The following is a 25640-nucleotide window of genomic DNA, read 5'->3' as shown; positions in this document are numbered from 1 at the left end:
CTAAGGAACGATCATGAAAAAGACACTTATTGCGATTGCACTGACGTTAACTACTGCAACGGCTTTTGCTGAAATGGACCACTCAAATATGGATCACTCGATGATGAAGAGTGGAGAGATGGATCATTCCCAAATGGACCACAGCATGATGCAGGGCGGAAAGATGGACCACTCAAGTATGATGAATATGGAAGGCATGTCTGAAGTGGGTATGCCTGCGACAGGCGCAAAGCCGGATAAAGTGGTTCATGTGCTGCTTAGTGATGATATGAAAATCACATTTAAGAACAAGGTCGATATTGAGCCAAATGACGTAGTGCAGTTCGTTGTTATGAACACAGGCAAGATAGATCACGAATTCTCGATTGGTTCTGCTTCAGAGCAGCTCGAGCACCGTGAAATGATGAAAAATATGGGTAACCACGCTCATGACTCAGGCAGTACAGTGACGGTAAAGCCCGGTAAAGCGAAGCAATTACTATGGCATTTTCATGGCGACAACAACGTAGAGTTTGCGTGCAATATCCCAGGTCATGCTGAAGCGGGTATGCTGAAAAAAATTGAGTTGTAGTATCGATTAATAAAGCGCACCAGACTTATATTGATTAGTTTGGTGCGTTTTCTTGTTTTTCTCGTATTAGGCGATTAAGTTTAATAGGTAAATAGAAAAAATTTTTAGTTAGAACAAGTAAGTAGGAGTTTAAGGATGAACAAAATAGTACTCGTCGTTGCCGTATCAAGTGCTTTACTATCATGGTCTAATTACAGCATTGCTGCTAAACCTGAGTGGGCTGGTAAAGGTAAGCCCAATTTAGAAGAAGTCAAAACGTTCGCTGAGGCAAAAAAAGTTGAAGGCGAAATTAACGATCGTGAGAAGCAGCTTGATTCAATGATCGAAGAGAAAAAGAAGAAAGCCAAAAAAAGTAAGAATAAAAAAGATAAGCAGAAGCTAGATAAAGAGCTCGACGATTTGGAAGACGAGAAAGAAGCCCTCGAAGAGAGTAAAGAGAAGCTCAAGGATAAGAAAGAAAAGCTTAAAGATGATATGGATAATGACGAAGAAAAGTCGGGATTAGAAAAGCAGAAAGAAAAGAAAGCGGAACAAGAGCGTAAAGAAGAAGGAAAAGGGTCAGAAAAAGGCCAACAGCAGCGTGAAGAAAACAGCAAAAAGTGGTGGAACTTTTGGGAGTAATGCGAGGGCCTTACATCACCTATTCATTTCAACCAATCAGAACAGCTTTGTGTGACCGCTAAGTCATTGATTAAATGCTGTTTTCAGTTAAAGATAAGCCTCAACCTGCCCAGGAATACATGAACTAACTTGGATTGGCTGAGGCTTATCTGTAGCTAGAATCACTGTAGCAAGATAGAAGTTTCAAGCAAGTGGTGTGCTTCACCGCTTAGGTGCGGCAGCTCTGCCATGATCTTTCTAAACTTGTCGTCGATTGATTCTGCTTCATTCAGTGATCGAAAAGCCATTACAGCTTGTTCAGGTTCGCTGTTCACATAACCTTTCAACGTATCTAGCTGAATTTTATTGGCATTCTCAACTTTTGCTAGCGCGACATTGATTGCTTCGATGCTAATCGTTAACTCATTGCTTTTAAACATTTTTTATTATTTATGGGTTATTGCTAATGCGCGCACATTAACACAATGATTTTGGCAGATATTGACCAAGATTATTAAATTGGAACAATTTTGAAAATCATTGAAAGTTGCTCTGCAATGTGTGATTTGGACAAGTGTAAAAATGTGAAACGATTTAAGGCGTTAATAGCTATGAATAGTCGATAGGGGCATAACCAATGTAAGTCAACGCAATATAGGTTTAATAGATATAGGTTTAAACGATATCGATGAAGATGGCTTAATGTACAGAGGGATTTTCTTGGGGAGCGGGTTGCTGAAAGAGATACACATAATAAAACTGGAGGAAGAGTTGGAGCGTGCAGCGGGAATCGAACCCGCATCATCAGCTTGGAAGGCTGAGGTAATAGCCATTATACGATGCACGCACATCGTGAAGACTGAACTAATATGCCATAATTAAAGCAAAAGAAAAGCATTAACTCATGCTTGGCGAGCTATTTGCATGACTTTTGTGCTATTTGTTTGATATCTACACAGTGGGCAAGGGCATCTTTAACAAAAGCTATAAAACGAAACACTATCGCCAATAGAAATACACCAGCTCAATAAGGTTTAACTTATTGTAACCCTACTAAAAAATAGCCATTTTTGCTGCCAAAGTATCCTTCTAACGAATATATAAAGATTTATCATTAGCTCGCGCGGCTTATGCTTTAAATGGTGCGCTATGTTTAAAAAAAGGGGGACAGTTTTATAACCTCAATCCACTTAAAGGGGATTTATAGTGTCCATTGCAATCAAAACCAAGATTATTGCTTGAAATACCGCTTCAGTGAATGCAAAAAGGCTCACCATTTAGAGAGCCCTTTTTCGTGGTACTACATATAGTAGCTATAAGTAAGCTTTAACTCTGTACCTTGACGGTTATGACCAAAGCTTTGCTCTGTGTCATCAAAGTACTCTGTGTAAGTTAACTTACCCCAGTGACGACGGTTACTGTTTAATGGCATTTGCAATACAGTATCCATTTGTAATTGGTTTACTGTGCCAACCGTACCGCCAAGATCTAAGCTGCTAAATTGTGGGTTGAGTTGAATGTGAGTGCCATTTTCATGCAGATAGATAGAGTTTAAGAAATTAAACTGTACCCCATATGTCATTTTATCCACTAGACCAATATTGCTGTAATCTTTGTTATTTTGACCTACCGCAGCGGCGATGATTGGGAATGATAACCAGTTTTTAAACGGTGTGTTCATGCGGATCAAGCCGCCTACGGCAAACAAACGATCAGAAGTTGCATTGGTAAAGCTAGATTCAATGTAGTCAAACGACATACCTAGCATAGGCGCATTGGCCCAATCAGTTCGCGTTACTTCGAAGTAACGAGCTCGAACCTGAGATAGGTTAAAATCCTCGCTTCCTACTTTACCATTGTCTTGCCCTGTCACAGTCAACGAGCCTAGGAATAGGTTTTCATTGTCTTTTGCGCCGGAAATCTGACCTTGCAGTTGAAGAAAGTCATTATCAGCTTCACCAAAACTTTGTTTACCATAAGTTGCACTTACAACTGAAGATACTTTTGTGTGATCGCCTGGATCGGGTGCATTTTCTTCAGTCGCATCTTGTGCGTTGGCAAAAGCAGATAATGGAAGCAATAAAGTGAGTAGTGGTAATTTCTTCGTTATTGGCATAGTAAAACCTGTTAGTTATTCAATTCAAGAATTTCACTATCACCTTAAGTAAATGTTTCGCCCACGAATAACCAAATAAAAAAAGATAAAATGATAAAAAGTAAGTATATTAATTAACTTGTTGTTTAATAATGGATAATTACCCTAATCTTACTTGGTGGGGTTCACATATCCGCTATCCTTTTCTTACTCTACCAAGAGAATAATTTATAATTTATTTATTAAATGGTTAATCAAACCAATAGTTAGTTTGTTGTAGATCAAAATAATTTATCATTAATTAACAGTACTATCTCCTGTAATTTCTATGACCTAGAGGCCTCGGTATGACACAACCCTTTCTTGAACCGCCCATTTATCAAGTGGCAGGACTGCAATACTCTCCCACCTCCGGAGCCATCAAGAATGAAGAAGGTAAAGTGATTCGTCTACGGGCGCGTGAGGCCAATTTATTTACGGCATTAATTGACTCTTTCCCCGATATTTTGTCGCGTCAATCGATTGAAGAGCAACTTTGGAAAGGTTCTTATGCGACTAATGCAACCATTAACCAAACCATTAAAGCGCTACGTTTTTCCCTCGATGATGATCAACGCTCTTTAATTCGTACCATTCCCAAACAAGGTTATGTGCTTTCCAGTAAGCCATATATCCTTGAGTCTTACACTGCTCATCATATGGCGGGGGCGAAAGAGCCGGCTCCTGGTATTGTGCCTGACAGTACCGCTAACTCTTCAGAGTCAGTAACCTTGACTGACACACCTCAGAACAGCAAAGCATTAGGTTGGAGAACTTTTTTCTCAGGCAACGAGTTAATCGGTATCGGCGTAATAAGCCTATTACTATTCACACTCGGATACCTCGGCATATTCAGCCCGTCATTCGAGCGCATTAGCTATAAGGCTGGTGAACATTGGTTGTTATTTGATGCTACAAGCGAAGAAATCAATTCACTGAACCTCAGTGATGACACCCCATCCATTATTATGAAAAACGACAGTAATTATCGAATTTGTCATGTTGAAGAGGGGATAACGGTATGCAAAAATCAATAATCAAACGCGCTATTGCTGTGATGCTACCGGTTGTTGCTCTAACTATTGGCCATTATCTTCATGATCCAATCAAAGCACATAACCAACAGTTTGAAGGGGTATGGACGGGCCAATCTGTCATTCAATTTGATCAGCACACGATTGATAGCTACGCAACCATGGTGGTTGATAAGGACAACATCCGTTTATCTATCAATAATAAAAGTGGCAACAGTAATTATGCTTTCGATGCCAAACTTGAACTGCACTATACCGACAAACAATATAATCGATTGCAATTAGTCGATAGAGAAGTCACTGGCTTGGAGCGATTTGAGCAAGAAACAGGTATTCGAGTTCCGGTTTCTGGCACCCTAATCGAGCTCAATGGCTGGCGACTAGAAGAGGATGAGATCTTTTTCAATTTCAATTCGCTTGGTGAAGATAGCATTTCATATGTGGTAAAAAGAAAGCGCTAACACACCACCCCAAGCAATGCTAAGTTTGTGATATATAGAGTTTTATATATTTTTTCATCGTCATATTATTTTTTTTATTTCAAGAATACTTTTTTTTGTTGGATGAGTCGGTTCTTCGCACGGTTTAATGGTTGTGTTCAAAACTATTTGAAAAAACAACCTCCGAGCAACGGCTCTACAACAAATGAAGGTATCCCCAATGACGGTATCAGTTTCAACTAATCCAGCAGAAGAAAAAGTTGGCATGGCCAAGTGGTTCCCGCTTCTGGTTCTTCTTGCAGCTCAATTCTCAACCATGGCAGACAACACAGGTCTTTCTATTTCAACAGAAGCACTGATCGCTCTTCACGGTGCGACCATGCCTCAGATTCAAATGGCTAATGCTATGTATCCTCTAATTGCGGGTGCTGGTATGATTGCTGGTGGCCTTATTGGCCTAATCATTGGTTGGAAACGACAAATGATCATCGGTGCAGGTATCTTATCGCTTGCCTCATTTGCAGCTGCATTTGCTCCAAACATGGAAGTTTTGAACTATGGTGCTCGCGTTGGTTCTGGTCTAGGTGCATGTCTACTTATTCCTGCGGTTCTAGCTAATGTCGCTGGTATCTATAAGGGTAAAGATCAAGCGATTGCCTTCTCTGCTATCGCTGCTCTAGTTGGCTTGGCAAGTGCTTTAACTCCGCTTATCTTTGGCTTCATCCTTGATGTCGCTAGCTTTGGCGTTGCCTTCGCAGGTCTTGGTGTCTACTGTGCATTAGTTATGTTCGGTAGCATGAAGTTACCTGAGCTTCCAAAAGCCACGTTCAAAGGTAAGTTTGATATCGTTGGTGTATTACTTGCGGGTACTGGTCTACTGTGTTTTGTTACTGGTCTGCTAAAAATTGCTGAATGGGGTCTCGTTGCACCACTGACTGATTTCACTGTTGCTGGTATATCTCCGGCTCTACCTATGTGTCTTGTGGGTGGCATACTGCTAAAAGTATTGATGGTATGGGAACGTCGTTTTGAAGCTGCTGGTAACACGCCACTTCTCCCTCGCTCATATGTTGAAAACCCACAAGTGGTTGTTGGTCTAGTACTTTGTGCCACTATCTTCTTGCTCTTTGGTGCTACGGGCTTCATTAATGTCTCGTACATGCAGTTAGTTGCTGGCATGAGTGCATTCGCATCAGGCATGGCATTGTGTGCATTTGCTTTAGGTATGATGATCGGTTCTCTTGGTGCACCCGCCAAATTGGGCAACTTATCTTGTCAACGTATCTGTCAATTAGGCTTCATCATTGCAGCTTTAGGTACTGCATTAATGTTCTTAGGCTTTACCAAAGACGGCATTACATTCTGGCAATACATCTCACTACTCGTATTTGGTATTGGCGCAGGTTTACTAGCTTCTCAGGCTTCTATTGTTGTGACTTCAGCGCTTAGTGAGCAAGAAGCAATGCAATCAGGTGGTATCCAAGCAACCTCTCGTAACATTGGCCAGGCGTTCGGTGTAGCGATTCTTGGTACGGTAATGCTGTTCTCCCTAACAGGTGAAATCAAGAAGGGCGTTATGGACCACGACGCTATTTCAGCAGAAACCAAGCAGATGATTGTTGACACACCGTCATTACCATTCGTGTCAAATGATATGGCACTTGAGCTTATGGTAAGCGCAGAAGTTCCGGCACAAGAGCAACACACTGTTGTCGCTGTAATGGCAGATTCTCGCCTAACATCGGTTCAATATGCACTTTATACTCTCATTGCCTTAATGATGGGCGGTTTAGCTCTTTGTTCTAAATTACCAACTCGTTCGTTAATGGCTAACTCAGACTAAATTTAAAAGCCCCAACTCAGGTTGGGGCTTTTTCGTAGACACTTAAATGTCGGTATATCGACATCGGTAAAGTGAACTTACTGATGTTTACTCTTTAATCAACTATGGAGCCAACACCCTCTTTACGTTTATGCACCAAATACTGATTTTCAGCACAGGTGCAATCAATCAGTAGTTCACCAAGCAAAAAGAACAATAATTATGACAAATTCTATTACTGCCTCTCAAAAGCGTCTCCTATTCATTCTTTGTATTGCTCAATTTTCTATCTCGGCTGATATAGCCAACTTATCTATCGCAACAGCTACGTTAGTCACCCATTTTCAAACAGACATTAGTGCCATCAAAACCTTGGGGACAATTCAGCCTCTAGTTGGCGCAGCGTTAATGTTACCCGCAGGCCTTATTGGGCTATTTATCGGTTGGCGTATCATGCTCATCACCGGGGCTTTTATTGGTTTAGTCGCTTCTATTTTATTTATTCTTGCTCCTAATGTAGCCTTTGTCACCTACTTGGCTCGGCCACTGACAGGCATATCATCAGCACTGCTTTTACCTGCTATTCTAGCTCTAGTCTCTGCCCGATTTCCTGGTAAATCTCGTGCACTAGCATTTGGCGTGTTAGCGGCTTCCGGTGGAGTATCTGCCGCCGTCGTGCCGATGAGCAGTGGTTTGCTAATGGACCATTTTGCTTGGTATCTACCCCTGACATTTATCAGTGCCTTTTACCTCATTACCAGTTGGTTTGCTATTAAAGGAATCCCGCCAGTGGAGAATCCGCGCCCGAGCTCATTTGATTTTATTGGGGCGCTGCTAAGCTCATCGGGCATCGTTTTGGTGGTGCTGGCACTGATCAAAGCACCCAGTTGGGGCCTATTAAGCGCCAACAGCAACGCTGATATTCCTACTTGGTTTACCGGCCTTACGTCATTAAGCCCTTCGTTGGCCGTTATAGCATTAGGGCTAGTGTCACTATTTGCCTTTTATTTTCAACAGCGACAACGAGAAGCCCAGCAAAAAACAGCTTTATTACCGATTAGCTGGCTGAAAAATCGCCAGTGTCGAGCTGGTTTTCTGCTTCTTACCTTCATGTATATGATTTTAGGTGGTGTGAGTTTTATCATCATAACCTATCTCCAAGTTGCCATTTCATTAAGCTCTTCGCACTCAGGTTTTATTATTCTTCTGTTCTCCATTTGCATGATCGCGTTTTCAGTTATTACACCTTTGGTGTTTAAATCACTAAAGGCAAAGACCTTATGTTTAACGGCATTTATCGGTCTGGCTAGCTCTGCAGTTATTTTATTTTTTTCTAGTCAATCTCATCATATTTTGTCGCCTTTTTATCTAGGTATGCTGCTCACGGGTTCTTCAATGGGGATACTTGCATCACAATGTCCGGCCATCATCACCAATGCGCTTGGTGAAACCGATGCCGCTCAGTCGAGTGGTTTACAAGCCACCATCCGAAATATGGGTTTAGTGCTCGGGATTTGCTTGATTGGCGGGACACAGCAATGGGCACTAGAGCATACGGTCAGGCAGCACAGTGAACAATCGAAACAGATCTTTCCGGACCACTTTATCAGCCAGATCGAGCAAAGTCCGACCCTACCTTATTTAGACGATATTAGAATTGCCAATCTCTCTGATACTTATGGTATGGATCATCAGCAGCATGCGACCTTATTAACTCTTAATGCCCATTCTCGGCTAACCAGTTTTCAAAACGCTTTGATGATGGTGATTTTTCTTTCAGCATTAGGAGTGCTAACCAGTTATCGCTTATCTGTACCCGCTACACAGCAAGGCAAATTAAAGGGGGAGAGTGGCTAATAAACACATATTAATAGTCGTAACTTTAGAACTAACAATACGCGAGCTTGTGGTGTAACTATTTGAATTTATTGAAATAGAGTGGTGATATAAATTAAAAAAAAACCTAAAAAGTAGGAAAAACCCATTTCTATTTTCTCCGCATTTTTTATTGATTGGCTTGTTTATACAATTGCCATATCGACAATTAGGGCAGCGGAATATCAGACCTGTTGCCAACCCTATAATTTGATAATTGATTGAGAGATGCATTATGAAAATGGTTAAAGAAATGGCGGCATGCAGTGTTATTGGTACTGTGGTGATGGTAGGTTATGGAGTAGCTTGGGACTGGGTCACCGTAGAGAGTATTGGCATGGGCGCTATTTCTGCCCTTATCATGGCGGTGATTGTGAAGCTATCAGTGGCGTTTGAAAAAATGACTTCAGAATTTTGTTTAAAACAACGCTCATTAGCTAAGCCAAAGCGTGTGTTCACTTCGTGGTTGATTCTTGTTGGTTCAAAAGTCGCAGCAATGGGTGCTATTGTGATTATGTTTGGTGAGCAAGTGCAGTTTAGCGGACCGGCCAGTGGTGTTGTGGCATTCTACCTTACCATCATGTCAATTCTTCTCATTGAAGCAGTTATCGGTAAGGCATTCAATAAACGCAATGCTGAAGCGGTAATAAGCTAACGAGCCTATTATCTGAATTGCTTGACTAATACCAATCGTAGTAAATAACTGGTCACCCTCGCTTGTTAAAAACCTCGATAACTTCGTTAGAATTTTTGATTGTAGAATAACTACTTATCGAAAAATTCTGTCTTGTTCTCAAGCTTTTTTCGTACGCCATTTTTGAACACTTACTTACTGTGATTGGTATAAATATCCTCGTAGAGGACATGGCGCTAACATTTTTCGCTGTGTTTCTCGTTTTCTCCCGCCTTGTTCTCTAGCCTTTTCCCACGCTATTTCTGAGCACTTACTGTAAGTGGCATCACTCGTGATGTCGTCGTAGAAAGTTTTTTTTTGCTTGCTGTCCAATAGGGCCTTTGCCGCAATCATAATGTACTAATGAGTAAGACCATGAAGAACGTTTCTAACGCAAAAATAGTGTAGGGCGCTTGCCTAAGAGTATCGATTTACTGAATATAAAAAGATTTTCTATCGGCATATTGAACTGGCATTGGCCTGTTTTGCTTGTTCCTAATATTTTAGTTGTTCATCCACTTTTTCTAATGCAGTCGGTAAAACTCAAACATGAGAAAAGCCAAATATCTCAGATGCTGCAATGGGTTTATTTGTAAGAAGGCAATGGGCAACAGACATGACGCTGGTCAGGTTTAGCTTGATCGCTATTATCATAGTAAAAAAGCCTAGCTCAAGAGCTAGGCTGATGTTTTTAATACAAAATTGGTGTATTGCCACAGGTATACCCTTTTATTGATGTTGAATGAAAAATCACTCAGAACATCAATTAGGCAATGGAAAGCTCTTCTTGTTTCACCGCTGCTTTACCAAGGTGAACGGTTACATTGCCGCCTAGCATGGTAGCGTGGACATGAATATCTTTAACTTCTTGTTTATCTACGCTTAGTACGTCTTTATCCAAGATAGCCAAGTCGGCCAATTTACCGACTTCGATAGATCCTTTCATGTTCTCATGACCCATTAAGTACGCGGCACCTAATGTCACTGCGTGAAGTGCTTCCTCTGCGTTCAAACATTCATCTTCGCCGTACACGTTGTCCGAGAATATACACTGGCGGTTCATGGCTCCCCACATCATAAACAATGGATTAACTTGCGTCACACCGTCATCACAGTGAATTGAGAAAGGCACGCCTTTTTTCACTGAACTCTTAAATGGATTTAAGCGTTTTACTAGCTCAGGGCCCACTGTTTGTTCTGCGTGTACATCGCCCCATACCGGTATATGAGTACCAAATAGGTTATGGCAAATTCCGATTGCTTTCATACGATCCATTTGCGCATCTGTTACCATTTGATTGTGCTCTAAGCAATGGCGTGCATTTGGCATTGGCGTGTCTACTTGTAAGCGTTCAATGATGTTAATGAGCTTCTCGGTGGTGCCATTGCCGTTACAATGAAACGAGATGTTGTAACCGGCTTGGTGGAAAGGTAAACATTCTGCAAAAATGGTTTCTTCATCTTTGATAAGTGAACAACTCGGTTTGCCGTTGTAGTAAGGAGCATCATCAAGAAGATTGGCGGTGAAGCCTTGAATTGAACCATCAGTACTGACAAATTTCACGCTAGAAATACTAAGACGATCGTTATCCGATGCTTTCATATCTAGCACTTCACTGGTAGAGAAGTTACTCACCAATGGGTAAGCTGTTATGCGTAATTTAAACGCCGGATTTTGGCTTAGCGCCTGATAAAGCGGCCATGGGTTAGTTGGCAATCCCATACCACAATCGGAAACCGAGGTAACGCCTAACGAATGCGCGATATTGGCGTAATCTATTAGCGTTTTCCCTATCGCTGCAGGATCAGTACCGTAGTTAAAAGCACCTTGGTTTAAGGCACGATATAGATCAGGTAGCTCTGCAATGTAACCAGTTAAGCGGCCATTTTCACGCATGACAAATTCAGGGTTATCTTCGAGGCTGTAGCCAACTTGTTCAAGCGCCATTGAGTTAAAGCTCGCTAAGTGACAACTGGCATGCATAAAGAATACGGGTGAATCATCAATCACTGAATCGATAAAATCACGATTAACCACTGAGCCATCGGTCATCAAAAGTGGGTCTAAGCCCCATAGATTTAACCACTCGCCAGTTTTCCCTGCGGCATCATGTTTTGCTTTAAGTTCTTTAAGCAAAGCTTTTAAAGTGTCTTCAGTGCAACACCCTTTTAGTAACTTACCTTCAGCACCAAGGCGATCATATTGACCGCCATATTCGAACATACCGGTAAACAGCGCAGCCATCAGTGGGTGCATGTGTGCTTCAATAAACCCAGGAACAATGGTTTTACCTTTGAACTCTTCATTTAGTGTGTGAACGATAGACTCATTAGCAAGAAAGGTTTCGGCTTGATCTTGGGTGCCAACAAAAAGGATTTTTCCATCTTGTACGACGATGGCTGAAGCCTTAGGTTGTTCCTTATTGACAGTAACAAAGTTACCCGTATATAAAACAGCTTCTTTATTGGCTTCTAGACCCGGATTTAAAAATGGTTGAGTTGTCATTATGTGCTCCACATTACTTAGTGTAGGGGGTAATCAAAATCAATTACCCACTTACTTTGCACATCGGCCACTTTTGGGTCGAGACTTTATAAGTCAATTTAAATTATAAAAAGTAATATTGACGAATCGAGTAGTGATGAAGATAAAAGTTAACTTAAAACAATGAGTTAAACTTATCCTGACGGTTGTGTAAAATTAAAAAGCAGCACCACTAGTGGCACTGCTTATCTATTTTGAATTAATTTTCACAAATTAATACTGGACGAAAGCTAAGCTTCAGCTGTTTGCTTAGCTTCAACCTCTGATGTTTGGTGCACTTGAATATCTCCACCTAGCATAGTGGCGTGCACTTTAATCTCTTTGACTGCCATTTTATCAACGGTTAATGGGTTTTGATCAAGAATGGCTAGATCTGCCAACTTACCCACTTCGATAGAGCCAATCATATCTTCTTGCTCCATCAAATAAGCAGCACCCATCGTCACCGCGTGCAATGCTTGCTCTGCAGTTAGACGCTCTTCTTCTCCGTAGACGTTACCAGAGAAAACACATTGGCGGTTCATTGCCCCCCACATCATGAATAGTGGGTTTACTTGTGTTACCACATCATCACAGTGAATAGAGAAAGGAATACCTTTCTTCACCGATGTTTGGAATGGGTTCATTGTTTTAACGCGCTCTGGACCAACAGTTTGTGTGGCATGAACATCGCCCCAAAATGGAATATGTGTGCCAAACAAGTTATGTAGCACGCCTAACTTCTTCATGCGATCCATCTGCGCTGGCGTTACCATTTGGTTGTGCTCTAGACAGTGACGAACGTTTGGTTGTGGGCACTGTGCTTGCATTTTTTCTATTAAGTCTAGTAACTTAGTTGTACAACCTTCACCATTACAGTGGAAAGAGATGCTGTAACCTAGTTTGTGAGCATAGAAGACGTCAGTCCACATTTTCTCATCGTCAAATTGGAAGTGACCATTTGCTTTGCCGTTATAGTACTTCTCGCCTTCTTCCAATACCGCTGTAAAGCCTTGAATAGAGCCATCAGTGTTTAGGTATTTTGTTTTTGTTGCAAATAGACGATCGTTACTTTGTGCTTTAAAGCCAGCTAGCTCTTCTTCACTAAAGTTTGGGACTAGTGGGTAAGCGGCTAGGCGCGAGCGGAATGTTGGCATTGTCGATAGCGCTTGGTATAGCGGGAATGGGTTATGAGGTAAGCCCATACCGCAATCAGACATCGTCGTTACGCCAAGACGGCTGGTGCTGTCTGCATATGAAATCATCGCTGCAACGGCATCTTCTGCTGTACCTAAGTTAAAACCACCCACTTTTACAGCACGTAAGATATCTGGCATTTCTGCGATTTCACCTGTTAGGCGACCATCCTTGCGAAATACAAATGCTTCGTTATCTTCAAGGCTAAAGCCTGCTTTTTCAATTGCAGCACTGTTAAAAGCCGCTACGTGACAAGATGCGTGCATCACCATCAACGGCGAATCTGAGCAGATTGCATCTAAGAAGTCACGGTCAATAACCACCTCTTCGGTCATTAGAAGTGGGTCTAGCCCCCACATATCAAGCCACTCGCCTTGTTTGCCTGCTGCGTTATGAGCATCAACAAAGCTTTGCATCTTATTGCTCAATTCTTGCTTGGTTAGGCTTGCACTTAATACTTCGCCGCCACCTGCACTGCGTTCAATTTGCCCCACATAACCAAAGCGTGCTGTAAATAATGCAGCTCCTAGCGGGTGCATATGCGCTTCGATAAAACCAGGAACAATGGTTTTACCATTGAATTCGTCATTCAGCGAGAAAGCAATCGATTCGTTAGCAAGGAAAGTTTCTGCTTGATCAACAGTACCAACAAAAAGAATTTTACCACTTTGTACCACGATTGCTGATGCACTTGGTTGTTGTTCATTGACGGTAATGAAATTGCCAGTATAAAGGACAGCTTCGTCGTTGTAGCTCAGACCCGGTTTAAGTTGTGATTGTGTTGTCATTATATGCTCCACATTGGTGTAGGGTTTAATCAAAGTTAACTGCCAGTTCACTTTGCCCCTATGCCCATTCGTGGTCGAGAATTAAGAAATGAAATAAAGATCGGGAAAATGAATAGAAATAATGAAAAATAGTGGCTATCAAAATAAATATAAACTGAAGCCCGCTAGCTACTATAATGGTCATTTATATCAATAGGTTAAGTGGTGTTAAGAATTTGGCGCATCATCTGTATTTACTGTTGCTCTCGCAGAGCGGGGCGATTAAAGAGTTATTTTTTAGTATTAAGTTTATTCAACAAACGATTGGCTAGGGGGCTATTTCATCTTTGTGCGAGTAGCACTGTCTTGAAGTTATAAAAAAAACTCAATCGCAACTTATACTTCAAGAGATAAATGACATCATAAGTCTAAATTCAATTTGCTAGTGCTGCTAGGGCGGAGGTCCCTTAATGGCTGTTTATGGGTTGGGTCGTGTGACCATAATTATTAGCAAAGTCTGTTGAGGTTTCATCGAGTAGGGACGTGCTGATTTTTGGTGGTCGTGTGAGACTGGCGGATGCGTGGTGTTCTAAGTAACACAGGTTTTGGCGAATGTTACTGGTCTGTTCAAGTTAAAAGGCAGTTTATTGTTGCCAATCTGACCCAATTTATTTCGACAAAACATGAATATACAACGGATAAGTTCTGTATTGGCTTTTTTTAAGGTGCTATCTAAAGGGGGGCTATAAAATTATTTATTTGTAAGAGAGAGGAGTCAAGAGGGCTTGGAGCGTGCAGCGGGAATCGAACCCGCATCATCAGCTTGGAAGGCTGAGGTAATAGCCATTATACGATGCACGCACATCGTCTTAACGAGTTTGATAATGCCACATCTAACTGAAAACGAAACCTTTTTCTTTCATTTTTATTCTAAGTGCTCGCATAACCACCACTCCGCTAGTTTTTCCATCATGTTCGGCATTTTCATAGTGAATAAAATGTGACTAAAATCTCGTTAAAAGGAGGGCTAGAAATATTAGTAAATGTCATGCTTATTTCTATGATAAATCTACCTTAATTTATAAACCTGTTTTAGTGGTGCTCAGTTGTCATAAATCTCATGAAAATTAAGGTATTTGGAGTGTTAACATAAACTGATTTTCATGCGTGTTTTGGCGCCCGTTAATAACAATCTAAATGCATAAATTTAACTTATCAGCAGGTCAAAACATTCAGTAAACTAATCCCAAATGAGTAGAGATATAGGCACTTCTAAGCCTTTGCAGAAAAAAGTAACGAGTTCAGTTGATAATTTACGCAAAAGTCTCGTCATTCCGTCTATCGTTTGGTACATTTGCCGCACATTTTGTCTCCCCTAAAATACCCATGCCTTCTCAGTTCCGAATTAACAAAATTGTTGAAATTGGTGACACTCTTCACCGCAGTGGCTGTGCTCCTTACAAGCTAGAGAAATACACTCAATTCTATGCAAAAAAGCATGGTGTTGACGTGATGATCCAAGCAACGCCAACTGCGATTAACTATCAATTTCCAGACGATAACAACGCCGTTATTCTTAAGCGTCTAAAGCCTGCGTCAATTAACCTGAGTTTGTTGGCCAATACGATCATTCGTATTAACCAACCGAGCAGTGAGCCTGTACCAGAGCCTGTCGGTTACTCTAAATTTGTGACTGCACTAGCCAATATGGGGATTCCGCCTGCGTATTTGATGCTGGTGGGCAGTACGTTGGAAGCTGTGGGCTTTTCTGCGTTATTGGGTTTGATGGTTTGGGTCTGTCAGCAAGTTCTTCATTCACGTCGCGCTATCGCGGTTGAGTTCATCTCTGCATTGTTAACGGGTATCTTTGTGGCGTTTCTGGCAAGTACAGGGTTGCCGATTCCGGTGTGGGCGTTGTGTATCGCCTCGATCGTCTTATTTGTACCAGGGTTATCCATAGCCAACGCATTAGAGTGTTTGGCGTTTAACGATCTCGTCTCTGGTACTAGTTTACTAGGGCAGAGTGCGTTAACGCTGATCAAGCTGTTTGTTGGGATTATCATGGGTCTCAATATTGGTGAAGCAATATGGGGACAAGCGGTCTCCATCGACTATACCAATGCGGTACCGATGTGGATGCACATATCAGGCTTGGTGTTGATCTCAGTATCTATCGGTGTGATGTTCAATGCGCGCCCTAAAGACATCTTGCTTGGCTTGCCAGTTGCGGTTCTTGGCATGTGGGGGCCGTTCTACCTCGGTTTTGATAGTGGTTGGGTTGTGGGTACTTGGGTAACCACGGTTCTTATTACTCTGTACGGAACTTGGATTGCCAAGAAGATGGAGCTCACAGGCTCTATTTATATCGTGCAAGGGATCATCATTTTGGTTCCGGGTAGCCGAGTATTAGTGAGTGCCAGCCAGTCGGTGTTTGAACAATCTATTTTGCCTATTCCAAGTATTGGTTTGTCGGCGTTATTCATGTTTTCTGCAATTGTGGCAGGGCAAATCACCGCTTACTCGATTTATTCGCCAAAAGTCGAACGTTAATCGGTTCCACTTCCTAGGCCTTTAAACAAACACAGCTTAATGGCTGTGTTTGTTCGTTTTAGGTGCTGTTCTTTTCAACGTTAAGTTACGCTACCGAAAATTGGTTCGATTTGTGCTCGCTAAGCCTAACAAGAGTCATTAAAATGGGGACAAATTCTATTTAAATGAAGTATTAACGTATGTCTTTACCTCCTTGTCCGCAATGCCAATCTGAATATGTCTACCCAGACCAAAACAACCTGATCTGCCCTGAGTGTGCCTATGAATGGAATCCAGAAGAAGAGCGTTTAGAAAGAGAAGCCGCGCGTGTTAAGGACGTAAATGGCGTTGTATTGGAAAGTGGCGATAAAGTTACCTTCATTAAAGATCTAAAAATCAAAGGCAGTTCTTCTGTACTGAAAATCGGCACTAAAGCAGTGATTCGACGTATCAATGAAGGCAAAGATCACCAGTTAGATTGCAAGCTGGATGGTGGCGGTGAAATGCTTGTTACGGCGAAGTACGTTAAGAAGCAATAGCGGCCAATGGTATTGATCTATCATTGCCGTTCAATAATTCTGACTGGGACATTGTCGTAAATCTTCAATAGGTTTAAGTCGCTTCTTGGCATACTGGTTAGCCCATTAAACAATATTAATTGCCTGAGAATTAAGATGATTAGAGAGTACAACCCAAATGATATTGAAGCTGTTTTAGATATTTGGTTAACCGCCTCGATAAAGGCCCATGACTTTGTGGCTCCTGAGTTTTGGGAGTCGCAAGTGGCCAATATGCGTGACCTATATATTCCGGCATCAACAACTTACGTGTATCAAGTAGACGGTGAGGTTCGTGGCTTTTATTCGCTTTATGAAGGGATCTTAGCGGCGATCTTTGTCAGTACAGAACATCAAGGCAGTGGTATTGGTAAGCAACTTATCCAACACGCTAAGCTTGAATGTCTGAACTTGTCATTGAATGTGTATAAAGAGAACCAAGCGACGATTCAATTCTACTTGTCCCAAGGATTCTCTATTGTGAATGAACAAGTTGATGAACATACAGGGCATCAAGAATACACCATGCACTTAGCTTAGGCTTGATAGCTCAACCCGAAAGAGCAGTAACTAGGAATCGAAACTATATGGACATGGTCAAAGCTGATATTTCGTACTCAAGTGCCTTTCATCATTATGTGAATGCTTGCTCTGAGGATGGGTTAGTTATTTACACCGGTATTTCTGACAGTAGTGATGCGTATTTAAAAAGGCGAGTCGCTTATTCAAAAGGTGAGGAACTTCCAGAAGGTTGGACGCCTGCTTCTACGTATTTTTGTATCGACTCTGGTCAAATCCTTGGTGTGATAAGAGTTCGTCATGGTACCAGTGAATACATTCATAACGTTATCGGACACATAGGCTACGAGACTTTGCCACAAGCGAGAGGGCAAGGTATCGCAAGTCATATGTTGTCTTGGGTTCAACGTCACGTACTGACCGAAAACGCTATTATTACCTGCGAGTACGGCAATATTGTTTCGCAAAAAGTAATTGAGAAGTGTGGCGGGCAGTTCTTAAATACCTTTTACTCAGAGCAAGATAAACACGAAGTTCTACGCTTTCAACTAAACCCTAAATGAACACTGAAGCATGGCACCTTCCTCATTCTCACTTACTTGTCGTGAGCGAGCTTTTTGGAAATGAAGCCGCTGTTGTTTCTATTCATTGGTTATAGTTCATTGATTATTGTTGGAGATATTTTGAAGTATTCGACAAGACCTGCTCAGTCATCAGATTATGAATTTCTGTTCGAGCTAAAAAAGGCGGCTGAATTTGAGCCAATCAAAGCTGTTTTTGGCTGGGATGAGCAAGTTCAACGAGGCATACACGCCGAAGAGTGGGCAGAAGAAAGGCCTGAAATCATTGAATATCAGGGCAAAGCGATTGGCAGTGTGTTGCTGAAAGACAAGGGTGACCACTTCTACTTTTGCCGATTCTTTTTGCTGCCTGAATATCATGGCAAAGGTATTGGCAGCCAAGTTTTAACGGATTGCTTAGCTCAAGCAGCCAAACTCAATAAGCCTGTAGAGTTGTGTTATTTACAAGGTAATCGAGTTGGGGAGTTGTATTTAAGGTTTGGCTTCGAAATCACCTCGCAAAACGATGAGTTTGTCTATATGTGGCGTGAATAGTTTGTAATAAATTGAGATTAACTCATTCCTTTAGCCTGTATCTCCATCAGATAGTTGCCTTCATCTGCCAACAGAGGACGTGTAAATATGAGAACTGTCAGCTGAATTATAAAATAATGCCAACTATATCAAGATTTTATCAATCTTTGTTTTCGGTCTGGATTTTTAATGATAGGGTCGCCGAATAATTATATTGATAAGAATAAAGGCTTTATATGAAACATTTTCTGCCAATGGCTTTGGTAGCTAGCTTAACGGGTTGTATGACGTTACCTCATAATGCGTCGAATACTCTATCTGCTCCTCATGGAGATGGAGCTATTGGTATTACTACGAAGATCATTAAGGTTGGTAGTGTTTATCCGTGTGATACTTTTTCGATTCTAATGTACGAAAAGATTGGTGATGAACTCGCTCAAGAACCGGAGACGTTGAGAATGACAGTCTACGAAGATCTAGAGTACGTATTGTTTGATAATATCAAGCCAGGTAGTTACGTTGTTAAAGAAGCACGCTGCAATGTTCCAAGAGGGATCGTTGTAGACGGATATAAACGTTACCACTCTATCGAAATGTCGAGTGAGTACATGGTTAAACCCAACACATTGACTTTAACTGATGACCTAATCTTTGCTGCTCAGGAAACTGAGAAGGACTTTTATTTCACAGTTGAATCAAGTGAAGAAGTTTCCATTTACCTTGAGGGTCTGCTTGCGGTATCAGATACTATCGGTGAAGGGTGGAATATAGAAACTCCTAAGAGTCAGCAGCTCTAATCGTTCGTTGGCTCTAAAGTATTAGCTGCCTTAAAACTGGTTAACTTAGCTGGAAATTGTAAATAAACTCAATGGAACACTGTATCATTGAGTTTATTAGTTTTAGCTTCTATTTAAGACTTAACCGCCAATAGTGCTCCGAACGTCACTAAGCCAAATCCACACGCTTGATTAAGCCTTTTCTTTGCTCTCAATAGATGCTTTTGCAATGTATTCGAAGTAAACAGCATAGCGACAATTCCAAACCATAAGCCGTGAAGAACGATCATGTAAAGTCCATAGCCGAGTGCGACATGCTGGTTTTCTGCATCAGGTGAGATGATTTGGCTGAAGATGCTCAAGAAGAACAACATGGTTTTTGGGTTGAGCACGTTACATAAAAAGCCTTGGGTTAAATAGCGCCAAACATTGGTGCTTTGTTTTGCATCTTCCATCGGTGCAAGCTTGTTGTCCGCACTCAAGATACCTTTTAGCCCTAGATAAATAAGGTAGGCTGCACCTGCGTATCTGATCATGTCAAACAGCTGCTCATTCTGTGAGATTAAGTAACTGATCCCAAGCATTGAATAACTGATGTGAACACAAATCGCTAAACTCACACCTATTGCAGTCCAAATCCCTGCTTGTCTTCCTTGATTGACACTGTTTTTCAAAACTAAAACGAAATCAGCTCCTGGACTAATAACAATCAATAGTCCCAATACTGCTAGGCTTAACCACTCCATAATGACTCCAACTCTTTATATTTGATGAGCGAGCATTGTATGGTTTTTTATTGCTGCCTATAATCGAAATGAACTCCACCTATCTGTGAGAAAAAATCACGCATGAGACATTTGAAAGCATTTCATATTTTCCACATAGCAGCGCATTCGAGCAGTTACAGTGATGCGGCGGATAAACTCAATATCACACATGGCGCAGTGAGTAAGCAGATCAAGGTATTGGAAAATCACTTATCTCACGCCTTGTTCTATAAACAGGGCAGGAATGTGTGTCTCACCAAAGAGGGGGAATTACTCAAAGGTTACACAGAGCAAGCGTTCCAAGCCTTGGAAACTGGAGTCCACAAGCTTAATCAGCTGAATCATCACGCGTTGGAGGTTTCATGCGAACCCACATTGACCATGCGTTGGTTAATGCCTCGACTCGGTGATTTCTATAACGAATCCGGAATTGATGTCCGATTGTCTACCGCAGGTGGACCTGTGACATTAGGCGCAACTGGATTAGATATGGCCATTCGCCGAGACGACTTCAACGTAATCGAGCATTATAAACAGATTCCGTTAGTTGAAGAGTGGGTTGGCCCTGTGTTCTCGCCTGATTACTGGCAACAGGTCAAAGACAAGTTAGCCGATGTAAAATTACTGCACAGCAGCACGCGACCAAACGCTTGGAGCCACTGGGCATCCATCACCAAAGATAGTGAATTTGATAGCCGAATGGTGCCGCAAGCTATTTCAAACCAAACCTTTGCACACTTCTATTTTTGCTTTCAAGCGGCCGTTGATGGGTTAGGAGCGGCTCTTGGCTCTTATCCATTGGTGGTTGATGATTTGAATAGAGGCAACTTAATCGCACCGTTCGGCTTTGTGCCTTCCGGTCATCAGTACATATTGCTCACACAAGATGACAAGCAAGATGAACCAGAAAGCCCGTTTGTGGTTTGGCTAAAGAATGAGTTGTCACAGTGTGTTCCAACCTTATAGGAACGACAGTCTCCGACCTAGAAGTGTGCTTGTCTTATGTCAGACTTTAGTTCGTTATTGTGGGAATCACTCAATCGGCAAAGACAAGACACCACCATTGAGTTCTACTTGGTTTAGCCATTCTGTTGGAATCGCTCCGTCTTCTTCATAGAAGCAAGCCGCTAATACCGCGCCAATCACGATCGCACGACCGCAGCTATCACCGCCACATAAGATGTTATCTCGAATAGCTTGTTTAAAGCTCTGAGCACCCGCAATGATGCGAATTAGTAGTGGGAACGCGGCGCTCAATTCACAATGCAATCCAAATTTCTTTGCAGCCTCAGTGATTGAAAGTTCAGGTTCTGCTAATGCTTCATCGATTTGATCGTGTATAAACTTGCTGCAGGTTTGTCTTACCATTTCTACCGACTGAAGCGGAGAGTTACCCTGTATCGCGGCTTGAATTAATAGAGTGATTGCCTGCGCCCATTCCACGGCTTTGTCGTTGTTGTTGGTCACTCGTACCGCACTCTCTACCATCGCGGGTAAGGTGTGTGAGGTATAAGTACATGCCACTAATGGAATGATCTTTGAGACTGCGGGAAGTTGTGTATCGTCTGCGCCACACGCAGCAATAGAGGCGTCCTCTAGTTCTAATTGATGGATGTTCAACAAGCTCATACGCGTTGCTTTATCAATGTAGCCTTGCCAACTACCACCAAAATCAAACCAGAAACGGAAATGTTTGATGTAACTCGCTTCATCGTATTCTTTATTGTCGACTAAGCTGTCGACCATCGCCAAGAGCTGAGCACCGTATTGCGATTGTTCACCTGCGGTTTTACCTTGGTGCGCAAAGTAGCCCTTGTCTTGGTAATCGAACTGATTCGGTGAGCGAAACTCTGGTTCAAAACCCGCCACGTGTAAGATTCTCTCTTGGTCATACAGCCAGTGCAGCCCCATTGAAGCGGCGTCGCCAACCAAGGCGCCAACAACAGCGTAAAAAGCTCTTTCTTTATGATTGTCCATGTTGAGTGATGTCCTTGAGAAGAATCAACGCAGTTCGATACTTTAAGTATAGTGATTAGGCGAGTATTTTGCTGTGTTTCTAAGAAGAAATATGAAGAGATAAATCCTGATTAGTCAATAGCTTAAACCAATCAGGTGAAATTGATAAGGGCAATGAATAGTCGGGCGAGTCGATACTTTTGATTAATGGTGTTACTGATGGTTAAGGTAGGCGCTAGAACGCTGCTCAATCACTTTGAATAGACGCGAAAGTGCAAAGCACAAAGTAAAATATACGAAGCCAACAATCAGCCAGATCTCGAAGATCAAACCGGAAGAGTTGGCCATCTCAGTACCAACAAAAGTCATCTCTTGGATGGAAATTAGAGACACAATCGACGTGTCTTTAACCAAAGATATTGCTTGGCCAGCCAATGGTGGGGTGATGGCAGTCAATACTTGTGGGCCAACCACAAATCGATACTTAGACAATGCAGACAAGCCAAGTGAATCGGCGGCTTCCCATTGGCCTTTAGGAATACCTTCTAAACCCGCTCGAATCACTTCCGCAATATAAGCCGAAGAGAGCAAACCAATACAAATAACACCAGATGCTAAGTTTTCCCAAAGGTTAGCTGGGCCGAATAGGAAACCTTGAACAGCGTTAATCTCGCCATTATGTTCACGTAAGATACTTTCTAAACCAAGTAATGGAATCAGTTGGTTAGAAACGAAGAAATAGAAGATGAAGACAAACACCAGTGGCGGAATATTTCGAACCAACTGGATAAAAATCAGTGCAGGCGTTCTGAAGAAAGCGATTTTGGAGTGCCTTGCGACGCCAAGTAATGTGCCAAAAGAGAGTGCTAACACCATGCTCCAGACACTCAAGCGCAGTGTGGCGATCAAGCCTTGGAAAAAGTACGGGACGTTACCTTCGGATGGCGGAATAAAAATCAGGGTAAACGCATCTTCCCAGCGCCACTGGTAGTTAATACCAACAGCAGAGCGATAATAAAGCCAGCCTGCAAACACACAAATGACAGCGAGTAACACACCATCTAAAAGAGTAAGGCGTTGATACCAAGGCTTCATATGAACGTTGGGCTTAGGTGTTGTTAATGCGCTAGTACTACTCACGTCATTCCTGTTTAAACATTAATTATTATTGGGTTGTTGCTTGGATCTAAAACGAATCAAATAAAGCTACTTAAAAAGGCTACTTAAATCGTCGATGAGAAGGCAGTGCAAACAGTGCACTGCCTTGATTCAGATTCGACAGATTAGCTCATATTAAAAAGTGAGCTCAACTTCAGATTACTGACCTTGAGCAATTTGATCTTGCCAATCCAGAGTAGAGAACCAGTACTCGTAACGCTCTTTCAACCAACCGTCTTCAGTACGTGCTTTGATCCATTCGTTGAAGAATTCTGCCTTGTCAGTTTCACCTAGGCGAACTGCAAATGCTTCGTTACCTTTGGATAGACGCTCTTCAAATGGAATAAATAGCGTATCTGCGTTTTTAATCGCTTCGTGTTCTGGTTTCGGGCTAGACGCGATAACTGCGTGCGCGTTGCCGTTTAACACTTCTTGGAATGCTTGAGCATCGTCATCGAACTGTAGAACTTTCGCTTTAGGGAAGGTTTCACGAGCCACTTGAACGGTGAACGCACCACGACGAGCGGCAATTTTCACGCGGCGAGAATCAAAATCAGAGATTTGAGTAAAACCTTCCGCTAGCTCTTTATTAGCAGCCAGTTGAACACCAGAGTGCGAGTATGGTTCAGTGAACAGTACGCTTTTAGCTCGCGCTTCAGTAATAGACATACCGCCGATGATCACATCAAACTTCTTCGATAATAGAGAAGGGATAATGCCGTCCCATGCCGTAGGTACAAATTCGACTTTCCAACCTGAATCTTCGGCAAGGCGTTTCGCCACGTCGATTTCAAAGCCAACAAGATCGCCTTGTTTGTTACGCATTGCCCAAGGAACAAATGTCGACATACCAACGCGCAGTGAGCCACGTTCGTTGATTTTATCGAGGTTAGGCGTTTCAGAAGCAAGTGCAGGCAAACTTACGGCAAGCGCAAGTAGGGCTGTAATCGCGGTTTTAAATAGCTTCATGCTGATAAATCCTTATTGTGTTCGCCAGTTAGCTCCGAGCTTATGCTCAAGCCAAGCAGCAACGGAAGAAAGTGAAAGTGTAAGAGCAAGATAAATGATCGCCACAGAGAACCAAATCTCGAATGGCATCGCGGTTTCAGAAACGATGTTTCTGGCTTCGGTTGTCAGGTCGAAAATAGCCATGACACTCACAATCGAAGAGTTTTTAATAAGAGAGATCACTTCATTGGTCAAAGGTGGCAAGGTGCGTTGCACCACTTGAGGAAGAATCACATCCCAGTAAGTATAGGTCTTTGATAAGCCCAAGGATTGAGCTGCTTCAAATTGTCCTCTCGCAATACCATTTAAACCGGCACGAAATATCTCGGCGGTGTAAGCACCTTGGAAAAGTGCCAAGGCTAAAACGGCAGTGCTAAAGCGATCCAGCCCTAATACGGGGCCAAATACAAAATAGAGCAAATAAATTTGTACCAATAACGGCGTATTACGAATCAACTCAACATAGCTGGTGGCTAAGGTGCGTCCGACTACAGAGTTTGAGTTTCTCAATAGCGCTGTCGTTAAACCAATGATCAACGTAGCGACCAAAGAAATCAAAGAGATATTGATGGTAACCAGTAGCCCTTCAACCAGCTCTGCTGGCCACCATTCACCATCTTCATAGAAAGCAATATAGTCCGGCACGCGCTCCCACTGCCAGCTGTATCCCATGGTTTGTGCGCCAGAATCGAGGATCCAGACAACCGCAGCCACGAGCACAATAATTTGTACCAAAGCGGATAGGGCGGGTTTAATAATTCGAAGCAACATCAATAAGTCAGGATCTGATTTAGGAACGCTTGAGTACGTTCATGTTGCGGGTTTTCAAAGAGCGCTTGTGGCGTATTCGATTCCACAATTTGTCCTTCATCCATGAAGATAACACGGTCGGCCACTTGTTTCGCAAAGCCCATTTCATGGGTCACACACACCATGGTGATACCTTCACTCGCCAGTTCAACCATTACATCGAGCACTTCGTTGATCATCTCCGGATCAAGCGCTGAAGTTGGTTCGTCGAACAAGAGTAATTCCGGCTTCATACATAGAGAACGGGCGATAGCCACGCGTTGTTGCTGACCGCCAGAGAGTTGCACTGGGTATTTGTTGGCTTGTTCTGCGATGTGTACACGCTCAAGATAGTGCATTGCAAGCTTCTCGGCTTCGTGTTTACTTTTTTTAAGCGTACGAATTGGGGACAAAGTTAAGTTCTCAAGCACAGTAAGATGGGGGAATAAATGAAAGTGCTGAAACACCATCCCAACTTGGCCTGGGGTGTTGAATTTGCTCGGAAGTGCTTGATCTAACACAGAAAGCTCGCCACTCTCGAAAGGTTCTAGCTGATTGATACAACGAATCAAGGTTGATTTACCTGAACCTGATGGCCCGCAAATCACCACTATCTCTCCTTGTTCAATATTTAAATCGATATCCTTTAGGGCATGAAAATCACCATACCACTTGTTAAGTGACTTAAACTTAACCATTTCCTTGAGATTGTTCAAATCGTTGTTCATACCTAGTAAAGAGACAGGTTTACCTTACCAATATAGAAATATGATTGCACATAAAATTAGGGACTTATGAGAATTTAATAGCATCTTGTAGGGCAAATAAAAAGCAGCGCCTGATTTGGACG

The 25640-nt window shown here is 42.2% G+C and carries 24 protein-coding genes and 2 tRNA genes; 14 read left to right on the top strand and 12 right to left on the bottom strand.

Going from position 1 to position 25640, the window contains the following annotated elements; genetic code table 11:
• Nucleotides 1-13: 13 nt before the first annotated feature.
• Together CWO08_RS18295 and CWO08_RS18290 are read left to right on the top strand one after the other, a co-directional pair.
• The gene (locus CWO08_RS18295; RefSeq protein WP_102478951.1) at nucleotides 14-571 is read left to right on the top strand and encodes a cupredoxin family protein; all 558 of its coding nucleotides are present in this window, start codon (nucleotides 14-16) and stop codon (nucleotides 569-571) included.
• Between the two features lie 135 nt (nucleotides 572-706).
• Nucleotides 707-1192: a hypothetical protein gene (locus tag CWO08_RS18290; protein WP_108020876.1), complete on the top strand. Its 486-nt coding sequence runs from the start codon at nucleotides 707-709 to the stop codon at nucleotides 1190-1192.
• Nucleotides 1193-1353: 161 nt separating this feature from the next.
• Here CWO08_RS18290 and CWO08_RS18285 read toward each other — a convergent pair whose 3' ends face one another.
• The 3 genes from CWO08_RS18285 to CWO08_RS18275 all read right to left on the bottom strand — a co-directional run bounded on the left by CWO08_RS18285 (nucleotide 1354) and on the right by CWO08_RS18275 (nucleotide 3287).
• Nucleotides 1354-1611 (bottom strand): hypothetical protein, encoded by a 258-nt coding sequence (locus tag CWO08_RS18285; protein ID WP_102433146.1) that lies wholly within the window; start codon nucleotides 1609-1611, stop codon nucleotides 1354-1356.
• 332 nt (nucleotides 1612-1943) lie between these two features.
• Nucleotides 1944-2018, bottom strand: a tRNA-Gly gene (locus tag CWO08_RS18280).
• A 453-nt stretch (nucleotides 2019-2471) separates the two neighbouring features.
• On the bottom strand, nucleotides 2472-3287 hold the full coding sequence (locus CWO08_RS18275; protein ID WP_102433145.1) for a hypothetical protein: 816 nt from the start codon (nucleotides 3285-3287) through the stop codon (nucleotides 2472-2474).
• A 326-nt stretch (nucleotides 3288-3613) separates the two neighbouring features.
• Here CWO08_RS18275 and CWO08_RS18270 point away from each other — a divergent pair, with 326 nt between their 5' ends.
• From CWO08_RS18270 to CWO08_RS18250, 5 genes are all read left to right on the top strand, one after another.
• Entirely contained in the window at nucleotides 3614-4342 is a 729-nt protein-coding gene (locus CWO08_RS18270; protein WP_102431801.1) for a winged helix-turn-helix domain-containing protein, read from the top strand.
• Nucleotides 4327-4800 (top strand): hypothetical protein, encoded by a 474-nt coding sequence (locus CWO08_RS18265; RefSeq protein WP_102431802.1) that lies wholly within the window; start codon nucleotides 4327-4329, stop codon nucleotides 4798-4800. Before CWO08_RS18270 ends, CWO08_RS18265 begins: the two co-directional genes overlap by 16 nt.
• Before the next feature lie 199 nt (nucleotides 4801-4999).
• Nucleotides 5000-6622: an MFS transporter gene (locus tag CWO08_RS18260; protein ID WP_102433407.1), complete on the top strand. Its 1623-nt coding sequence runs from the start codon at nucleotides 5000-5002 to the stop codon at nucleotides 6620-6622.
• A gap of 201 nt (nucleotides 6623-6823) precedes the next feature.
• Complete coding sequence (locus CWO08_RS18255) at nucleotides 6824-8458, top strand: MFS transporter (protein WP_102433406.1); 1635 nt, start codon at nucleotides 6824-6826, stop codon at nucleotides 8456-8458.
• Nucleotides 8459-8711: 253 nt separating this feature from the next.
• Complete coding sequence (locus CWO08_RS18250) at nucleotides 8712-9131, top strand: hypothetical protein (RefSeq protein ID WP_102433405.1); 420 nt, start codon at nucleotides 8712-8714, stop codon at nucleotides 9129-9131.
• A 784-nt stretch (nucleotides 9132-9915) separates the two neighbouring features.
• Here CWO08_RS18250 and CWO08_RS18240 read toward each other — a convergent pair.
• The 3 genes from CWO08_RS18240 to CWO08_RS18230 form a co-directional block, all read right to left on the bottom strand.
• Nucleotides 9916-11655, bottom strand: a complete 1740-nt coding sequence (locus tag CWO08_RS18240) for an amidohydrolase (protein WP_102433403.1) — start codon at nucleotides 11653-11655, stop codon at nucleotides 9916-9918.
• A gap of 269 nt (nucleotides 11656-11924) precedes the next feature.
• Nucleotides 11925-13658 (bottom strand): amidohydrolase, encoded by a 1734-nt coding sequence (locus CWO08_RS18235; RefSeq protein WP_102433402.1) that lies wholly within the window; start codon nucleotides 13656-13658, stop codon nucleotides 11925-11927.
• 765 nt (nucleotides 13659-14423) lie between these two features.
• Nucleotides 14424-14498, bottom strand: a tRNA-Gly gene (locus CWO08_RS18230).
• Between the two features lie 525 nt (nucleotides 14499-15023).
• On the opposite strand from CWO08_RS18230, the gene CWO08_RS18225 reads away from it, so the two are divergent.
• The 6 genes from CWO08_RS18225 to CWO08_RS18200 all read left to right on the top strand — a co-directional run bounded on the left by CWO08_RS18225 (nucleotide 15024) and on the right by CWO08_RS18200 (nucleotide 19133).
• Entirely contained in the window at nucleotides 15024-16187 is a 1164-nt protein-coding gene (locus CWO08_RS18225; RefSeq protein ID WP_004731486.1) for a threonine/serine exporter family protein, read from the top strand.
• A gap of 179 nt (nucleotides 16188-16366) precedes the next feature.
• Nucleotides 16367-16705, top strand: a complete 339-nt coding sequence (locus CWO08_RS18220; RefSeq protein ID WP_004731484.1) for a zinc ribbon domain-containing protein YjdM — start codon at nucleotides 16367-16369, stop codon at nucleotides 16703-16705.
• A 135-nt stretch (nucleotides 16706-16840) separates the two neighbouring features.
• Nucleotides 16841-17263, top strand: coding sequence for an N-acetyltransferase (locus CWO08_RS18215; RefSeq protein WP_102433401.1), 423 nt, complete (start codon nucleotides 16841-16843; stop codon nucleotides 17261-17263).
• A 47-nt stretch (nucleotides 17264-17310) separates the two neighbouring features.
• Entirely contained in the window at nucleotides 17311-17805 is a 495-nt protein-coding gene (locus CWO08_RS18210; RefSeq protein ID WP_108020875.1) for a GNAT family N-acetyltransferase, read from the top strand.
• A gap of 120 nt (nucleotides 17806-17925) precedes the next feature.
• Nucleotides 17926-18357, top strand: a complete 432-nt coding sequence (locus tag CWO08_RS18205) for a GNAT family N-acetyltransferase (protein WP_107898983.1) — start codon at nucleotides 17926-17928, stop codon at nucleotides 18355-18357.
• Between the two features lie 215 nt (nucleotides 18358-18572).
• On the top strand, nucleotides 18573-19133 hold the full coding sequence (locus CWO08_RS18200; RefSeq protein WP_057623223.1) for a hypothetical protein: 561 nt from the start codon (nucleotides 18573-18575) through the stop codon (nucleotides 19131-19133).
• Nucleotides 19134-19246: 113 nt separating this feature from the next.
• On the opposite strand, the gene CWO08_RS18195 is transcribed toward CWO08_RS18200, so the two are convergent.
• Entirely contained in the window at nucleotides 19247-19858 is a 612-nt protein-coding gene (locus CWO08_RS18195; RefSeq protein WP_107898947.1) for a LysE family translocator, read from the bottom strand.
• Between the two features lie 102 nt (nucleotides 19859-19960).
• Here CWO08_RS18195 and CWO08_RS18190 point away from each other — a divergent pair, with 102 nt between their 5' ends.
• Nucleotides 19961-20845, top strand: coding sequence for a LysR family transcriptional regulator (locus CWO08_RS18190; protein WP_102478475.1), 885 nt, complete (start codon nucleotides 19961-19963; stop codon nucleotides 20843-20845).
• Between the two features lie 66 nt (nucleotides 20846-20911).
• On the opposite strand, the gene CWO08_RS18185 is transcribed toward CWO08_RS18190, so the two are convergent.
• The 5 genes from CWO08_RS18185 to CWO08_RS18165 all read right to left on the bottom strand — a co-directional run bounded on the left by CWO08_RS18185 (nucleotide 20912) and on the right by CWO08_RS18165 (nucleotide 25518).
• On the bottom strand, nucleotides 20912-21856 hold the full coding sequence (locus tag CWO08_RS18185) for an ADP-ribosylglycohydrolase family protein (protein WP_102478476.1): 945 nt from the start codon (nucleotides 21854-21856) through the stop codon (nucleotides 20912-20914).
• A 192-nt stretch (nucleotides 21857-22048) separates the two neighbouring features.
• Entirely contained in the window at nucleotides 22049-22975 is a 927-nt protein-coding gene (locus CWO08_RS18180) for an amino acid ABC transporter permease (protein WP_048660028.1), read from the bottom strand.
• Nucleotides 22976-23152: 177 nt separating this feature from the next.
• Nucleotides 23153-23962: a transporter substrate-binding domain-containing protein gene (locus CWO08_RS18175; protein ID WP_017093706.1), complete on the bottom strand. Its 810-nt coding sequence runs from the start codon at nucleotides 23960-23962 to the stop codon at nucleotides 23153-23155.
• 12 nt (nucleotides 23963-23974) lie between these two features.
• Nucleotides 23975-24772 (bottom strand): amino acid ABC transporter permease, encoded by a 798-nt coding sequence (locus CWO08_RS18170; protein ID WP_102433397.1) that lies wholly within the window; start codon nucleotides 24770-24772, stop codon nucleotides 23975-23977.
• The gene (locus CWO08_RS18165) at nucleotides 24772-25518 is read right to left on the bottom strand and encodes an amino acid ABC transporter ATP-binding protein (RefSeq protein ID WP_048662590.1); all 747 of its coding nucleotides are present in this window, start codon (nucleotides 25516-25518) and stop codon (nucleotides 24772-24774) included. Before CWO08_RS18165 ends, CWO08_RS18170 begins: the two co-directional genes overlap by 1 nt.
• Between the last annotated feature and the right edge of the window lie 122 nt (nucleotides 25519-25640).

The organism is Vibrio sp. 10N.286.48.B8, assembly GCF_003050085.1.
GTDB lineage: Bacteria > Pseudomonadota > Gammaproteobacteria > Enterobacterales > Vibrionaceae > Vibrio > Vibrio crassostreae.
The sequence above is the reverse complement of the archived record's forward strand: the minus strand, read 5'-3'. Positions and strand labels throughout refer to the sequence as shown.

Excerpts from the sequence above, each read along its gene's own strand:
- CWO08_RS18295 (WP_102478951.1), top strand. The coding sequence starts at position 14 with ATGAAAAAGACACTTATTGCGATTGCACTGACGTTAACTACTGCAACG.
- CWO08_RS18290 (WP_108020876.1), top strand. The coding sequence starts at position 707 with ATGAACAAAATAGTACTCGTCGTTGCCGTATCAAGTGCTTTACTATCA.
- CWO08_RS18285 (WP_102433146.1), bottom strand. The coding sequence starts at position 1,611 with ATGTTTAAAAGCAATGAGTTAACGATTAGCATCGAAGCAATCAATGTC.
- CWO08_RS18275 (WP_102433145.1), bottom strand. The coding sequence starts at position 3,287 with ATGCCAATAACGAAGAAATTACCACTACTCACTTTATTGCTTCCATTA.
- CWO08_RS18270 (WP_102431801.1), top strand. The coding sequence starts at position 3,614 with ATGACACAACCCTTTCTTGAACCGCCCATTTATCAAGTGGCAGGACTG.
- CWO08_RS18265 (WP_102431802.1), top strand. The coding sequence starts at position 4,327 with ATGCAAAAATCAATAATCAAACGCGCTATTGCTGTGATGCTACCGGTT.
- CWO08_RS18260 (WP_102433407.1), top strand. The coding sequence starts at position 5,000 with ATGACGGTATCAGTTTCAACTAATCCAGCAGAAGAAAAAGTTGGCATG.
- CWO08_RS18255 (WP_102433406.1), top strand. The coding sequence starts at position 6,824 with ATGACAAATTCTATTACTGCCTCTCAAAAGCGTCTCCTATTCATTCTT.
- CWO08_RS18250 (WP_102433405.1), top strand. The coding sequence starts at position 8,712 with ATGAAAATGGTTAAAGAAATGGCGGCATGCAGTGTTATTGGTACTGTG.
- CWO08_RS18240 (WP_102433403.1), bottom strand. The coding sequence starts at position 11,655 with ATGACAACTCAACCATTTTTAAATCCGGGTCTAGAAGCCAATAAAGAA.
- CWO08_RS18235 (WP_102433402.1), bottom strand. The coding sequence starts at position 13,658 with ATGACAACACAATCACAACTTAAACCGGGTCTGAGCTACAACGACGAA.
- CWO08_RS18225 (WP_004731486.1), top strand. The coding sequence starts at position 15,024 with ATGCCTTCTCAGTTCCGAATTAACAAAATTGTTGAAATTGGTGACACT.
- CWO08_RS18220 (WP_004731484.1), top strand. The coding sequence starts at position 16,367 with ATGTCTTTACCTCCTTGTCCGCAATGCCAATCTGAATATGTCTACCCA.
- CWO08_RS18215 (WP_102433401.1), top strand. The coding sequence starts at position 16,841 with ATGATTAGAGAGTACAACCCAAATGATATTGAAGCTGTTTTAGATATT.
- CWO08_RS18210 (WP_108020875.1), top strand. The coding sequence starts at position 17,311 with ATGGACATGGTCAAAGCTGATATTTCGTACTCAAGTGCCTTTCATCAT.
- CWO08_RS18200 (WP_057623223.1), top strand. The coding sequence starts at position 18,573 with ATGAAACATTTTCTGCCAATGGCTTTGGTAGCTAGCTTAACGGGTTGT.
- CWO08_RS18195 (WP_107898947.1), bottom strand. The coding sequence starts at position 19,858 with ATGGAGTGGTTAAGCCTAGCAGTATTGGGACTATTGATTGTTATTAGT.
- CWO08_RS18190 (WP_102478475.1), top strand. The coding sequence starts at position 19,961 with ATGAGACATTTGAAAGCATTTCATATTTTCCACATAGCAGCGCATTCG.
- CWO08_RS18185 (WP_102478476.1), bottom strand. The coding sequence starts at position 21,856 with ATGGACAATCATAAAGAAAGAGCTTTTTACGCTGTTGTTGGCGCCTTG.
- CWO08_RS18175 (WP_017093706.1), bottom strand. The coding sequence starts at position 23,962 with ATGAAGCTATTTAAAACCGCGATTACAGCCCTACTTGCGCTTGCCGTA.
- CWO08_RS18170 (WP_102433397.1), bottom strand. The coding sequence starts at position 24,772 with ATGTTGCTTCGAATTATTAAACCCGCCCTATCCGCTTTGGTACAAATT.
- CWO08_RS18165 (WP_048662590.1), bottom strand. The coding sequence starts at position 25,518 with ATGAACAACGATTTGAACAATCTCAAGGAAATGGTTAAGTTTAAGTCA.